Raw genomic sequence first — 12,587 nt, forward strand, 5'->3', positions numbered from 1 at the left:
TTAGATCCCGCTCGTGATGTCGATGGTGTCGCCGTCCTTGAGCGTCACAATCGCTTTCTTGAAGTCCGAGCGCTTGTAGGAAGCTCCCTTCCAGCGCTTGGTCTTGCCCTTCGTGACGATCGTGTTCACGCCCGTGACGGACACGCCGTAGATCGCTTCGATCGCCGCCTTGATCTCGGGCTTGGACGCGGTGCCTGCGACCTTGAACACGACCGAGTTGTTGTCCGACAGCATGGTCGTCTTCTCGGTAATGTGCGGCGCGACCAGCACGTCGTAGTGGCGATTTTCGATCGCCGCTGCTGCCTGCTTCTTAGCCATTGAACCGGGCCTCCAGCTTTTCAACCGCGGCGCGGGTCAAAACCAGCGTCTCGTGGCGCATGATGTCGTAAACGTTCGCGCCGAGGGCCGGGAGGAGGTTGAGCCCCTCCAGGTTCGACGAGGCGCGCGCGAAACCGACATTGAGCGCGTCGCCGTCGATGACCAGAGCGGTCTTACCGAAACCGAGCTTTTCAATTTTCGTCTTGAGCGCCTTGGTCTTGGCGTCCTGACCCATGTCGAGGTTGTCGACAACGATGAGGTTGCCACCCATCGCCTTGGCCGACAGCGCCATCTTCAGGCCGAGCGCGCGAACCTTCTTGTTGAGGCTCGACGTGAAAACGCGGGCACGCGGGCCGTGCGCCTTGCCGCCGCCGATGAAGATCGGCGCACGACGATCGCCGTGACGGGCGGTACCGCCGCCCTTCTGGCGCCCGAACTTCTTGCCGGTGCGGGCAACGTCCGAGCGCTCGCGAGCCGCACGCGCCGGGGCGCGACGGTTGATGAGCTGCCACGTCACCACACGGTGCAGGATGTCAGCACGCGGCTCGACGCCGAACACGGCATCGTCGAGCTGGATGTCGCCACCCGCCTTGGCGTCGAGGGTCTGAACCTTGACCTTCATCGCTTAGCCTTCCTTGCTCTCGTCGGCAGCAGGCTTGTTGCCGGCCACGTCAGAGTCCTGATTTTCAGTCGCTTCCGCGGAGCCGGCTTCCTGCTCGGCCGCGATCGCCGCGACCTCGTCATCGCCCGGCAGCGCCGGAATTTCGTGAACCGCTGCTTCTTCGACGAAGCCGGCCGGAGCCTGCTCGGACACGATTTCCCTGTCGCCAAGGAGCCCCGCCGGATACGGCGCGCGCTCGTCAAGCGGCAGCTTGATGGCGTCGGTAACACTCAGCCAGCCACCCTTGGACCCCGGAACCGAACCCTTGACGAACAGCAGGCCGCGAGCGGCGTCGGTGCGCACGATCTCGAGGTTCTGCTGGGTGCGATTGCGAGCGCCCATGTGCCCGGCCATCTTCTTGTTCTTGAAGACGCGGCCCGGGTCCTGGCGGTTACCCGTCGAACCGTGCGAACGGTGCGAGACGGAGACGCCGTGCGTCGCGCGCAACCCGCCAAAGTTCCAACGCTTCATGGCGCCGGCAAAGCCTTTGCCCTGGGTCACGCCCGAAATGTCCACATATTGGCCGGCGACGAAGTGATCCGCAGAAATCGTCGCACCGACATCGAGGAGAGCATCCTCGGCGACACGGAATTCGACGACCTTCGCCTTGGGCTCGACCTCGGCCTTGCCGAAGATCACGCGTTGCGGCTTGGCGACATTCTTCGCCTTTGCGGTGCCCGCGCCCAGCTGGACGGCGGTGTATCCGTCGCGATCCATCTCGCGGCGGCCGACGACCTGCACATCTTCCAGCTGAAGGACGGTCACAGGAACGTGACGTCCGTCCGCCTGGAACAGGCGAGTCATCCCCATCTTCTTTGCGATCACGCCAGTGCGCATGATCCACACTCCTACAGAGGCCCCGTCACGCTTCTCGCGATCGGGGGCGTGCGGCCCATGAAAAAATGCGTGCCCCGCGTGGGCCATTCCCTCCGGAAGGAAGGATGCGGGGGACGCAGTCCAGGATGCCAAGGCGTCCTGCGGTATCCCTTGATCCGTTGCCTCGCCCAAAGGGGCGGAGCGTCGGCCCTTCGAATCAGGACCGGGCGGCCGAATCTGGCCGCGGTGTCAGCCCCTTAGGCCAGCTTGATCTCTACGTCTACCCCAGCAGCGAGATCGAGCTTCATTAAAGCGTCGACCGTCTGCGGCGTCGGCTGAACGATGTCCAGGAGACGCTTGTAGGTGCGGACCTCGAACTGCTCGCGCGACTTCTTGTCGACGTGCGGCGAACGGTTCACCGTGAACTTCTCGATGCGCGTCGGCAGCGGAATGGGGCCGCGAATGAGAGCACCGGTGCGCCGAGCAGTGTCGGCGATGTCACCCGTGGCCTGATCCAGCACACGATGATCGAAAGCCTTGAGGCGAATCCGGATATTCTGCGTTTCCATGTCCACTTACCGATGCGAAAGAGCCTACCCCTCGTCCGAGGATCTGGGGCTTACATAAAATGCCAAGCGCGACACTGGCCTACGGGCCGACGCCGCGCTTGGAACGAAACTGGTTGCGGGCCGCGTATCTCGTTGCAGAGAATCGCGCGGCCCGCGCCCTATATTACTTCGTGATGTTGCCGACAACCCCCGCGCCAACGGTCCGGCCGCCTTCGCGGATCGCGAAGCGCAGGCCCTGGTCCATGGCGATCGGAGCAATCAGCTTCACCGTCAGCGAAACGTTGTCGCCCGGCATGACCATCTCGGTGCCTTCCGGCAGAACTACCTCGCCCGTCACGTCGGTCGTGCGGAAATAGAACTGCGGACGATAGTTGGCGAAGAACGGCGTGTGACGGCCGCCTTCGTCCTTCGAGAGGACATAGACTTCGGCGGTGAAATCGGTGTGCGGCGTGATCGAACCCGGCTTGGCCAGGACCTGGCCACGCTCGACTTCTTCACGACCGACGCCGCGGATCAGCGCGCCAATGTTGTCGCCGGCCTCGCCCTGGTCGAGCAGCTTGCGGAACATTTCGACGCCGGTGACGACCGTCTTCTTGGTGTCCTTGATGCCGACGATTTCGACTTCTTCGCCAACCTTGACGACGCCGGTTTCGACGCGGCCGGTCACGACGGTGCCGCGGCCCGAGATCGAGAACACGTCTTCGATCGGCATCAGGAACGGCTTGTCGAGCGGACGCTCGGGCTGAGGAATCCAGCTATCGACCGCTTCCATCAGCTTCAGGATGGCTTCCTTGCCGATTTCAGGATTGCGGTCCTCGAGGACGGCGAGAGCCGACCCGGCAACGATCGGAATATTGTCACCGTCGAAGTCACGCTTCGAAAGCTCTTCGCGGATTTCCAGTTCGACGAGTTCGAGCAGCTCGGGATCGTCAACCTGATCGACCTTGTTAAGGAAGACAACCATGGTCGGAACGCCCACTTGCTTCGCCAGCAGGATGTGTTCCTTGGTCTGCGGCATCGGACCGTCAGCGGCCGACACGACCAGGATCGCGCCGTCCATCTGGGCGGCACCGGTGATCATGTTCTTCACATAGTCGGCGTGACCCGGGCAATCGACGTGCGCATAGTGACGCGCTGCGGTCTCATACTCGACGTGCGCAGTGGAGATGGTGATCCCACGTTCGCGCTCTTCCGGCGCCTTGTCGATGTTGGCGAAGTCAACCGCGACGCCGCCGCCGGTCTCAGCCAGAACCTTGGTGATCGCTGCGGTCAGCGACGTCTTGCCATGGTCGACGTGACCGATGGTGCCGATGTTGCAGTGCGGCTTGTTCCGCTCAAACTTTGCCTTCGCCATTTTACGCCTCTTCTCTTCTTCTCTGGTAAATGGGCGGCGCTCGCCCGGTGCGAGCGCGCCCTTAGCGACTAATCACAGCTTACGCCAGCTTCGCCTTCACTTCGTCGGCCACGTTCTGCGGCACTTCGTCGTAATGGCTGAACTGCATCGAATATTGCGCGCGACCCTGCGTGAACGAGCGAAGCTGGTTCACATAGCCGAACATATTCGCCAGCGGGACCATGGCCTCGACCGCCTGCGCATTGCCGCGCGTGTCGGTTCCCTGAATCTGGCCGCGCCGCGAGTTGAGGTCACCAATAACGTCGCCGAGATAATCCTCGGGGGTGACAACCTCGACCTTCATGACCGGTTCGAGCAGCTTGATGCCGGCCTTCTGGGCGACTTCGCGCATCGCGCCGCGGGCGCAGATTTCGAACGCCAGCGCCGACGAGTCAACGTCGTGATACTTTCCGTCGAGCAACCGGACTTCGAAATCGATGATCGGGAATCCAATCAGCGAGCCGGTTTCTGCGGTTTCGCGAAGGCCCTTCTCGACCGAAGGAATATATTCCTTCGGCACGTTGCCGCCCTTGACCTCGTCGGAGAAGACGAAGCCCGAGCCACGCTCGCCCGGCTGCACCGCAATCTTGATTTCGCCGAACTGGCCAGAACCACCCGACTGCTTCTTGTGGGTGTAGGTAAGCTCTACCGGCTTCGCGAGATATTCGCGATAAGCAACCTGCGGCGCTCCGACGTTCGCTTCCACCTTGAACTCGCGCTTCATGCGGTCGACGAGGATCTCGAGGTGGAGTTCGCCCATTCCCTTGATGATTGTCTGGCCTGATTCATGATCGGTCGAAACACGGAACGACGGGTCTTCGCGAGCGAGACGATTGAGCGCCACGCCCATTTTTTCCTGGTCGGCCTTAGTCTTGGGTTCGACCGACAGCTCGATGACGGGATCCGGGAACTCCATCCGCTCAAGGATGATCGGGGCGTTCGTCGCACACAGCGTGTCGCCCGTGGTCGTGTCCTTAAGCCCGGCCAGCGCGACGATGTCGCCTGCATAGGCGACCTGGATATCCTCACGCTCGTTCGCATGCATCAGCAGCATGCGGCCGACCTTTTCCTTCTTGTCCTTGACGCTGTTCATGACCTGCGAGGCGGTCTCGAGCTTGCCCGAGTAGATGCGGGCAAAGGTCAGCGTGCCGACGAACGGGTCGTTCATGATCTTGAACGCCAGGGCCGCAAACGGCGCATTGTCGTCCGACGGACGCGAGTCCTCGTCGCCGTTGGGCAGAATGCCCTTGATGGCCGGCACGTCGAGCGGGCTCGGCAGATAGTCGACAACCGCGTCAAGCAATGGCTGCACGCCCTTGTTCTTGAACGCCGAACCACAAACGACCGGCACGAACGCCATGTTGAGCGTTCCCTTGCGGATCAACTTCTTCAACGTGGCGACGTCAGGCTCATTGCCTTCGAGATAGGCTTCCATCGCGGCGTCGTCTTGTTCGACGGCCAGCTCAATCAGGTTGGTGCGCGCCTCGGCGGCCTTGTCCTTCAGATCGTCTGGAATGTCTTGATATTCGAACTTCGCGCCTAGGCTCTCGTCGAGCCAGATAATCGCGCGGTTCTCGACCAGATCAACCAGGCCCTTGAACCCGCCCTCGATGCCGATCGGCAGATACAGGACGGCCGGACGCGCGCCCAGGCGATCGATAATCGACTGGACGCAATAATCAAAGTTGGCGCCGGTGCGGTCGAGCTTGTTGACGAAACACATCCGCGGCACGCCATATTTGTCGGCCTGGCGCCACACGGTTTCCGACTGCGGCTCGACGCCGGCGACGCCGTCGAAGCAGGCCACGGCACCGTCGAGGACGCGCAGCGAACGCTCGACTTCGATGGTGAAGTCAACGTGGCCCGGCGTGTCGATAATGTTGATGCGGTGCTCAGGGCCCTTGCCCTCCTCAGCCGACCAGAAACAGGTCGTCGCGGCGGACGTGATCGTGATCCCGCGCTCCTGCTCCTGCTCCATCCAGTCCATCGTCGCGGTGCCTTCGTGCACTTCGCCGATTTTATAAGACTTGCCGGTATAATAAAGGATGCGCTCGGTCGTCGTCGTCTTGCCGGCGTCGATGTGCGCCATGATGCCGATGTTGCGATAGCGGTCGAGCGGATGGCTGCGGGCCATTTCAGATTCCTTGAGCTTGCAGGGGGTCGGCCGAGCCGATCCCCCTGAATATAGTTACGAAATTTACCAGCGGTAGTGGCTGAAGGCGCGGTTCGCTTCGGCCATGCGGTGCGTGTCTTCCCGCTTCTTCACCGCGTTGCCGCGATTCTGCGAAGCATCCATCAGCTCACCTGACAGGCGACCCGACATGGTCTTCTCCGAACGTGCACGGGCGGCCGAGATCAGCCAGCGAATGGCCAGGGCCTGGGCGCGCTCGGCGCGGACTTCGACCGGCACCTGATAAGTCGCACCGCCAACACGGCGGCTGCGAACCTCGATGCCCGGCTTCACATTGTTCAGCGCATCGTGGAATACCGACAGCGGATCCTTCTTCAGGCGCTGTTCGACGCTGTCGAGGGCCGAGTACACGATGCCTTCGGCAACCGACTTCTTACCGTCAAGCATGACCGAATTCATGAACTTCGACAGGACCAGGTCACCGAACTTGGGATCCGGCAGGATGACGCGCTTTTCTGGGCGACGACGACGGGACATTGAAAATTCCTTTCAGAGCGGCGCGCTCGCGCATGGGCGGCGCGGCCGGCGATCCAGCTTACTTCGGGCGCTTGGCGCCGTACTTCGAACGCGACTGCTTGCGGTCCTTCACGCCCTGCGTGTCCAGGACACCGCGAAGCACGTGATATCGCACGCCCGGAAGGTCGCGCACACGGCCACCGCGGATCAGCACCACCGAGTGCTCCTGCAGGTTGTGACCCTCGCCCGGGATGTACGAAATGACTTCACGCTGGTTGGTCAGGCGGACCTTGGCAACTTTGCGCAGAGCCGAGTTCGGCTTCTTCGGGGTGGTGGTATAGACACGGGTGCAGACACCGCGCTTCTGCGGGTTCTGTTCCATTGCAGGGACCTTCGACTTGGCCTTCTGCGGGTCGCGACCCTTGCGGATCAGCTGGTTAATCGTCGGCATGAAGCCTTCACCTTTCGTTGCCGGCACATCCGGCGGTTACTTTGCGCCAAAAGCGCGAAATCCGGTCAGCCTGATGGCCGCCAGCCTTCGCGTCGTGGAGCAATGTTCAGCTCTTGTCCGGGGAGATGCGAAGAATCGCCAGCCCGCCGGACGAGCGGCCCATTACGGGTGATTGGCTTTCAGGTCAACGGCCTGCCCTCGTCGACGAGCGGCAAACGGACCCCACGAACCGACAGAGCGGCTCGGTCGACGAATAGTCGCGGCGTGTCGAACGGCAGATGCGCGCCGCCTGTCGCTTTGGCAGTCTTCGCTCCTCAACTGGGGAGTAGTGTCATGATGAAATATCTTCTTGCCCTCACCGTCGTCGCTTTGGCGAACGCTCCGGCCGCCGCAAGTCAGGACCAGAAAAATGGCGTGAAAACGCATGCCACGGCGCAACAGCTTTACTGCGTCAGGTTTGCGCAGGACACCGGCAGCCGCCTCAACCGGGAAGAATGCCGCACCAAGAAGGAATGGGCTTTAAAGGGCATCGACATCGACGAGGTGCTGAAGAAATAGCGGCTGCGAGGTAGCAGGGGCGCGGCCCAGTTTCCCCGCCGCGCTCCCGCCCAGTCCGACGAGCCGTTGGCTGCGGTGCTAGCGCAAGTCCTTGACGATTTCCCCGCGGGCCATGACGAAATCGACGGATTTCAGCAGTTTCACATCCTGCACCGGATTGCCCGCGACCGCGATGATGTCCGCGCTCTTACCCGGTTCGATTGTTCCGATCTCGCGGGACAGACCCAACAGGTCAGCTGCGTTAACCGTCGCGGCCTTGATTGCTTCGGCAGGCGGCATCCCATATTTGACCATCAGTTCGAATTCGTCGGCGTTTCGGCCGTGCTTGCTGACCCCTGCATCCGTTCCGAACGCAATCTTCACGCCAGCAGGATAGGCTTTGGCGAGCGACTGCCCGGTAATCCCGATCCGCCAGTCGATCTGCTTCTTCACGTCCGGCGCATAGGCGTTGGGATCCTTCGCGAGACGTTCTAGATAACCATTCACGGTCGACAGCGTCGGGACATAATAGGTGCCTTTCGCCTTCATCAGCCGAATAATCTCCTCGTCCATCACCGTGCCATGCTCGATCGAATCCGCGCCGGCCCGGACCGCCAGCTTGATTCCGTCGGCGCCGTGGGCGTGAACCGCGACCTTTCGGCCATAGGCGTGGGCCGTATCGACCAGCGCCTTGGCCTCCTCTTCGTACATGCGAGTGGCAAGCCCCGTCCCGCTGTTGACGCCGCCCGTCGTCGCAAATTTGATGACATCTGCCCCACGGTCGATCTGACGGCGAACGACACGGCGGCAAGTTTCAACGCTATCGCACAGGTTTTCAGGACCCGGCAGGTGCGCGACCAGTGCATCGTTGAGCGAACCGCGCCCGTCCATGTGACCGCCGGTCGTCGAAATGCTGCTTGCCGCATCCACGATACGGGGCCCTTGCACCCAACCCCGGTTGATTGCCTCCCGGAGAGCCAGCGTCGCGCCTTCATCACCAAGGTTGCGAACCGTAGTGAAGCCCGCGCGTAACGTCTTCATTCCATTCCACTGCGCTTCCAGCGAGTTCATCTGCGGCTCTTCGCGCATGTAGGCAACCAGCCCGGCCTCGCCTCCGCGATCCGATGACAGGTGGACATGGCTATCGATCAGTCCCGGCAGCACTGTTCGGTTGCGAAGATCGACCAGATGTGCGCCGCCCTCGGCGGGGGCGACATGACCATCACGGATCGCCACGATGCGCCCATTGTCGACGATGATGGTCGATGGCCCCAAGGCAGGCTTGCCCGGCACGGCAAGCAGCCGCCCCGCTTGAATATAGGTTGGAGCGGCCCCGGCCCCCGCCGCCATCAAAACCGCCAGCGCCACGCCCGTCACCAGCTTTCGCAATTTCTGTCTCCCGAAAATGTCTGAAAAGCAGCTTAGGGCGCAAAATCCGGCGCGCAATCGCCGAAGCAAATCGTGAGGCTATTCGGTCGTCTCGCCGTCCCACTCTTCATCGTGATGGCGCGCTTCCGCTTCGGCCTTCGTCGACTGGACGATGCCGTCCTTATGCTCAGGCGGTCCATATAGCGTGTAAAGCTTCAGGGGGCCGTCACCAATGTTTCGGACGTTATGGCGCGATCCAGCGGGGACAATCACGCCGCTGCCGTCGACGACATCGTATGTGTTGTCATCGATATCGACCTGCCCTTTGCCTTCCTCAAAGCGGAAGAACTGGTCGCGATCCTCGTGAACCTCGGACCCAATCTCTCCCCCGGGCTGGAGCGTCATCAGCACCAGTTGGAGGTGGTTACCCGTGTACAGGACGCGCCGGAAATCGGAATTGCCGGTTGTCTGCTGTTCGATGTCGTCGTGATAGCCTTTCATAAGACCCTCCTCGATCGCTTGAACCTCAGTTGCGCGGAACCAGTTCCCCGGCCTTCACCACCGCGTCCGGCTTTTCAAGCAGCCGCACGTCGCGGGTCGGGTCGCCAGTCACCGCGACAAGGTCGCCGAACCGTCCAACCGCAATGGCGCCGACATCGCTTTCCCGTCCAAGCGCCTGCGCTGCATTGCGGGTCGCCGCCTGGATCGCTTCCAGCGGCGTCATCCCATATTGCACCATGATGGCGAATTGTTGCCCGACCATTGAATGGGGCATCACCCCAGCATCCGACGCGAAGACCATTCGTACGCCCGATTGGTGGGCCAGCCGGAAGTTGTCGCGCTGGATTTGTCCGATCTCGCGATCCTTCCGGATATTCTCCTCCAGCTCGCCATTTTTGCGGCCTTCAGCCTGCGTGTAGTCCGTATTCTTGATATCCATCGCGAACCAAACGGGACGCTTCCGGCTGACAGCGAGCTTGATGCCTTCGGCATCAACCAGGCTCGCATGTTCAATGGTATCGATGCCCGCACGGATTGCTGCCTTGATCCCTTCGCCGCCATGCGCGTGCGCCGCGACGCGCAGACCCTGCATATGGGCCTCGTCGGCGATAGCTCTGAGCTCTGCCTCAGTCAGTTGCTGCTGGCCCGGCGTCGTCCCGCGAGAGAAGACGCCGCCGGTGGCGCATACCTTGATGACTTCCGCACCGAACTTCCGCTGGCGCCGGACCTGGTGCTTAAGCTCATCCGGTGTGTCGCCGATACCTTCCTCCTTTTCCTTCTTCTGAAGGCTGGGCGGAAGGAACGTCTCGTCGCAATGTCCGCCGGTTGCGCCGAGAGAATAGCCGGCCGGCACGATCCTCGGCCCGACTGCATAACCCGACTCGATCGCCTGCTTTAGCCCGACATCCATCCACTGACTCGAGCCGACGACCCGGATGGTCGTGAAACCGCCGTCCAGCATCGCCCGCGCGGTCCCCACCGCAGCCATGGGCCAAAAGCTGTCCGTATATTCCAGATATCGATATCCGCCGATATTGGCCGGCCCTAGGTGAGTATGCATGTCGATGAGGCCGGGGAGCAGCGTCTTGCCGGATAGGTTGACGTGGCGGACATCGGCGCCCCAGCGCACGGTACGGGCGTCGGCAATGGAACTGATCCTGCCGTCGTCGCCGATGAAGATCGCCGGATGCTCGACATAGCGCCCGCTGTTAACGTCGAGATAGCGGTCGGCGGTGACGACCACTTTCTCCGCGGCCGCCGGGGTGGCAAGCGCCAGCAGGGACGCGGACAGGCACTGGGCAAAATGCTTCATTGCGCACTCCTAACAGCAAATCGGGATAGATAGTCGTAATCTGGACGACCGCCCGCCATGGACGCGCATGCCCTCGCATACGCCGTCGCCCAGCATGAAGCCGCTGTCGAATACCGACACGCTGGCCTGCGGCCGCGGCACATGGGTGCCGTTGATGTCGATCAACACCTCCGCGTTGCGCGGATCGGGAACGAAGTGATGCGTGCCCGTGGCGTGCGTCAAATGTGCAGCACCCGGCCGTAAGCGGCGAGGACGCTTTCATGCATCATCTCGCTCAGCGTGGGGTGCGGATAGACGGTGTTGATGAAGTCCTGCTCGACCAGCTCGGCCTGCTTGCCGACGGTATAGCCCTGGATCAGCTCGGTCACTTCGGCACCGATCATGTGCGCACCCAGCAGTTCGCCGGTCTTCGCGTCGAACACCGTCTTCACAAAGCCCTCGACTTCCCCCAGCGCGATGGCCTTCCCGTTGCCGATGAAGGGGAATTTCCCGACCTTTACCTCGTAGCCCGCTTCCTTTGCCTTCGCCTCGGTCATGCCGACGCTGGCCACCTGCGGATGGCAATAGGTGCAGCCCGGGATATTGCGCGCGTCCATCGCGTGCGGATGCACGTCCTTGTTGCCAAGCGCCTGAGCGATGGCCTCGACCGCGATAATACCTTCGTGGCTCGCCTTGTGGGCCAGCCAGGGCGGTGCAGTGACGTCGCCGATCGCAGAAATACCCGGCACGTTGGTGCGACACATCGCGTCCGTGTCGATATGGCCCTTGGTCGTTTTGATGCCCAGCTTTTCCAGCCCGATGTTCTCGGTGTTGGGAACGATCCCGACCGCGACGATGCAGTGCGAAAAGCGCTTGTCCTCGACCTTGCCGTCCTTGGTCTTGATCTTCGCGGCCAAGCCGTGCGCATCGGTCTTCAGGCTCTCGACGCCTGCGCCGGTCAGCAGCGTCATCCCCTGCTTCGCCAAGCTTTTGGCGAGGAAGTCGCTGACCTCTGCATCCTCCACCGGAACGACCCGATCCAGCATTTCTACAACCGTCACCTTGGCGCCGATATCGTTGTAGAAGCTGGCGAACTCGATCCCGATCGCGCCGGAGCCGATGACAAGCAGCTCGGTCGGCATTTCCGGCGGGGTCATCGCATGGCGATAGGTCCAGATGCGCTTCCCGTCGCTTTGCGCAAACGGGAGCTCACGGGCACGGGCACCGGTGGCGACGATGATGTGCTTGGCAGCCAAATCGGTCTTCTTGCCTTGGGCCGTCACCGTCATCTTGCCCGGTGCGGTGATCGTCCCCTCGCCCATGTGAACGGTGATCTTGTTCTTCTTCATCAGGTGCGTAACGCCCTGGTTCAGCTGCTTGGCGACGCCGCGGCTGCGCGCGACGATCTTGGGCAGGTCGGGCTTCACCTCGCCCGCGACCAGCCCGAAGCTGTCGGCGTGCCGCATGTGGTGGAGCATTTCGCCCGATCGAAGCAGGGCCTTGGTCGGAATGCAGCCCCAGTTGAGGCAAATGCCACCCAGATTCTCGCGCTCCACGATTGCGGTCTTCAGCCCCAACTGTGCCGCACGAATTGCCGCGACATAGCCGCCCGGGCCGGAGCCGAGCACGATAAGGTCGTAAGTTTCAGCCATTACATCCCTCTTTCGCCGCAATTTCTCGCGGCCGATTGTCCTGGTCGAGCGCGACGAACGTGAACTCGCCCTCCGCGACTATTTTCTCGACGTCTCCGTCCCGTTCCCGCGCGACCGCCTCCGCCTTCAGCCGCAGTGATGTGCGTCCCTGCTTCAACAGATCAACATAGACGCTGAGCTCGTCGCCCACTGCCATGGCGCCAGGAAATCTAAGTTCGTCCGCCGCAACGAGAATTGCCTTGCCGCCGCTGTGCCGCGAGGCGAATGATCCACAGGCTAGCCCCATCTGGCCCATCAACCAGCCACCGAATACGCCGCCGTAAGGATTGGTGTCCGACGGCATGGCGGTGACGCGGATCGCGGGGACCCGCTCATCCCGCATT

At 62.1% G+C, this 12,587-nt stretch carries 16 protein-coding genes; 2 read left to right on the forward strand and 14 right to left on the reverse strand.

From position 1 onward, the window contains the following. The 8 genes from D3M59_RS03445 to rpsL all read right to left on the reverse strand — a co-directional run bounded on the left by D3M59_RS03445 (position 1) and on the right by rpsL (position 6,855). Complete coding sequence (locus D3M59_RS03445) at positions 1–318, reverse strand: 50S ribosomal protein L23 (protein WP_119531606.1); 318 nt, start codon at positions 316–318, stop codon at positions 1–3. Further along, positions 311–940, reverse strand: coding sequence for a 50S ribosomal protein L4 (rplD, locus tag D3M59_RS03450; protein ID WP_119531608.1), 630 nt, complete (start codon positions 938–940; stop codon positions 311–313). The genes D3M59_RS03445 and rplD overlap by 8 nt, the downstream gene beginning before the upstream one ends. Before the next feature lie 3 nt (positions 941–943). Beyond that, a complete protein-coding gene (gene rplC / locus D3M59_RS03455; protein ID WP_119531610.1) occupies positions 944–1,816 on the reverse strand; it encodes a 50S ribosomal protein L3 in 873 nt (290 codons plus the stop codon). Positions 1,817–2,052: 236 nt separating this feature from the next. Then, positions 2,053–2,364, reverse strand: a complete 312-nt coding sequence (rpsJ, locus tag D3M59_RS03460) for a 30S ribosomal protein S10 (RefSeq protein ID WP_028969184.1) — start codon at positions 2,362–2,364, stop codon at positions 2,053–2,055. 163 nt (positions 2,365–2,527) lie between these two features. Then, the gene (gene tuf, locus D3M59_RS03465; RefSeq protein ID WP_119531612.1) at positions 2,528–3,718 is read right to left on the reverse strand and encodes an elongation factor Tu; all 1,191 of its coding nucleotides are present in this window, start codon (positions 3,716–3,718) and stop codon (positions 2,528–2,530) included. Between the two features lie 79 nt (positions 3,719–3,797). Next, positions 3,798–5,891 (reverse strand): elongation factor G, encoded by a 2,094-nt coding sequence (gene fusA, locus D3M59_RS03470; protein ID WP_119531614.1) that lies wholly within the window; start codon positions 5,889–5,891, stop codon positions 3,798–3,800. Between the two features lie 63 nt (positions 5,892–5,954). Continuing rightward, a complete protein-coding gene (gene rpsG / locus D3M59_RS03475) occupies positions 5,955–6,425 on the reverse strand; it encodes a 30S ribosomal protein S7 (RefSeq protein ID WP_119531616.1) in 471 nt (156 codons plus the stop codon). Positions 6,426–6,483: 58 nt separating this feature from the next. Then, positions 6,484–6,855 carry a 30S ribosomal protein S12 gene (gene rpsL / locus D3M59_RS03480; RefSeq protein WP_037499777.1) on the reverse strand — a complete coding sequence of 124 codons (372 nt, stop codon included), beginning with the start codon at positions 6,853–6,855 and terminating at the stop codon, positions 6,484–6,486. Between rpsL and D3M59_RS12040 the strand changes: the two genes are divergently transcribed. Next, positions 6,854–7,027: a hypothetical protein gene (locus D3M59_RS12040; protein ID WP_158581937.1), complete on the forward strand. Its 174-nt coding sequence runs from the start codon at positions 6,854–6,856 to the stop codon at positions 7,025–7,027. The genes rpsL and D3M59_RS12040 overlap by 2 nt on opposite strands. Positions 7,028–7,188: 161 nt before the next feature. Beyond that, positions 7,189–7,413 carry a hypothetical protein gene (locus D3M59_RS03485; protein WP_119531618.1) on the forward strand — a complete coding sequence of 75 codons (225 nt, stop codon included), beginning with the start codon at positions 7,189–7,191 and terminating at the stop codon, positions 7,411–7,413. A gap of 78 nt (positions 7,414–7,491) precedes the next feature. Here the strand turns inward: D3M59_RS03485 and D3M59_RS03490 are convergent, their stop codons facing one another. The 6 genes from D3M59_RS03490 to D3M59_RS03515 all read right to left on the reverse strand — a co-directional run bounded on the left by D3M59_RS03490 (position 7,492) and on the right by D3M59_RS03515 (position 12,586). Next, positions 7,492–8,781: a metal-dependent hydrolase family protein gene (locus tag D3M59_RS03490; RefSeq protein WP_233543117.1), complete on the reverse strand. Its 1,290-nt coding sequence runs from the start codon at positions 8,779–8,781 to the stop codon at positions 7,492–7,494. 78 nt (positions 8,782–8,859) lie between these two features. After that, positions 8,860–9,261: a cupin domain-containing protein gene (locus tag D3M59_RS03495; protein ID WP_119531620.1), complete on the reverse strand. Its 402-nt coding sequence runs from the start codon at positions 9,259–9,261 to the stop codon at positions 8,860–8,862. 25 nt (positions 9,262–9,286) lie between these two features. Next, positions 9,287–10,573 carry a Xaa-Pro dipeptidase gene (locus D3M59_RS03500; protein WP_119531622.1) on the reverse strand — a complete coding sequence of 429 codons (1,287 nt, stop codon included), beginning with the start codon at positions 10,571–10,573 and terminating at the stop codon, positions 9,287–9,289. A gap of 9 nt (positions 10,574–10,582) precedes the next feature. After that, positions 10,583–10,795, reverse strand: coding sequence for a hypothetical protein (locus D3M59_RS03505; protein ID WP_199662356.1), 213 nt, complete (start codon positions 10,793–10,795; stop codon positions 10,583–10,585). Beyond that, positions 10,792–12,204 (reverse strand): dihydrolipoyl dehydrogenase, encoded by a 1,413-nt coding sequence (gene lpdA, locus D3M59_RS03510; RefSeq protein ID WP_119531624.1) that lies wholly within the window; start codon positions 12,202–12,204, stop codon positions 10,792–10,794. The genes D3M59_RS03505 and lpdA overlap by 4 nt, the downstream gene beginning before the upstream one ends. Continuing rightward, the gene (locus tag D3M59_RS03515; RefSeq protein ID WP_233543118.1) at positions 12,197–12,586 is read right to left on the reverse strand and encodes an acyl-CoA thioesterase; all 390 of its coding nucleotides are present in this window, start codon (positions 12,584–12,586) and stop codon (positions 12,197–12,199) included. The genes lpdA and D3M59_RS03515 overlap by 8 nt, the downstream gene beginning before the upstream one ends. Position 12,587: the final 1 nt, after the last annotated feature.

This window comes from Sphingomonas edaphi (assembly GCF_003583725.1).
In the GTDB taxonomy this organism is placed as follows: domain Bacteria; phylum Pseudomonadota; class Alphaproteobacteria; order Sphingomonadales; family Sphingomonadaceae; genus Sphingomicrobium; species Sphingomicrobium edaphi.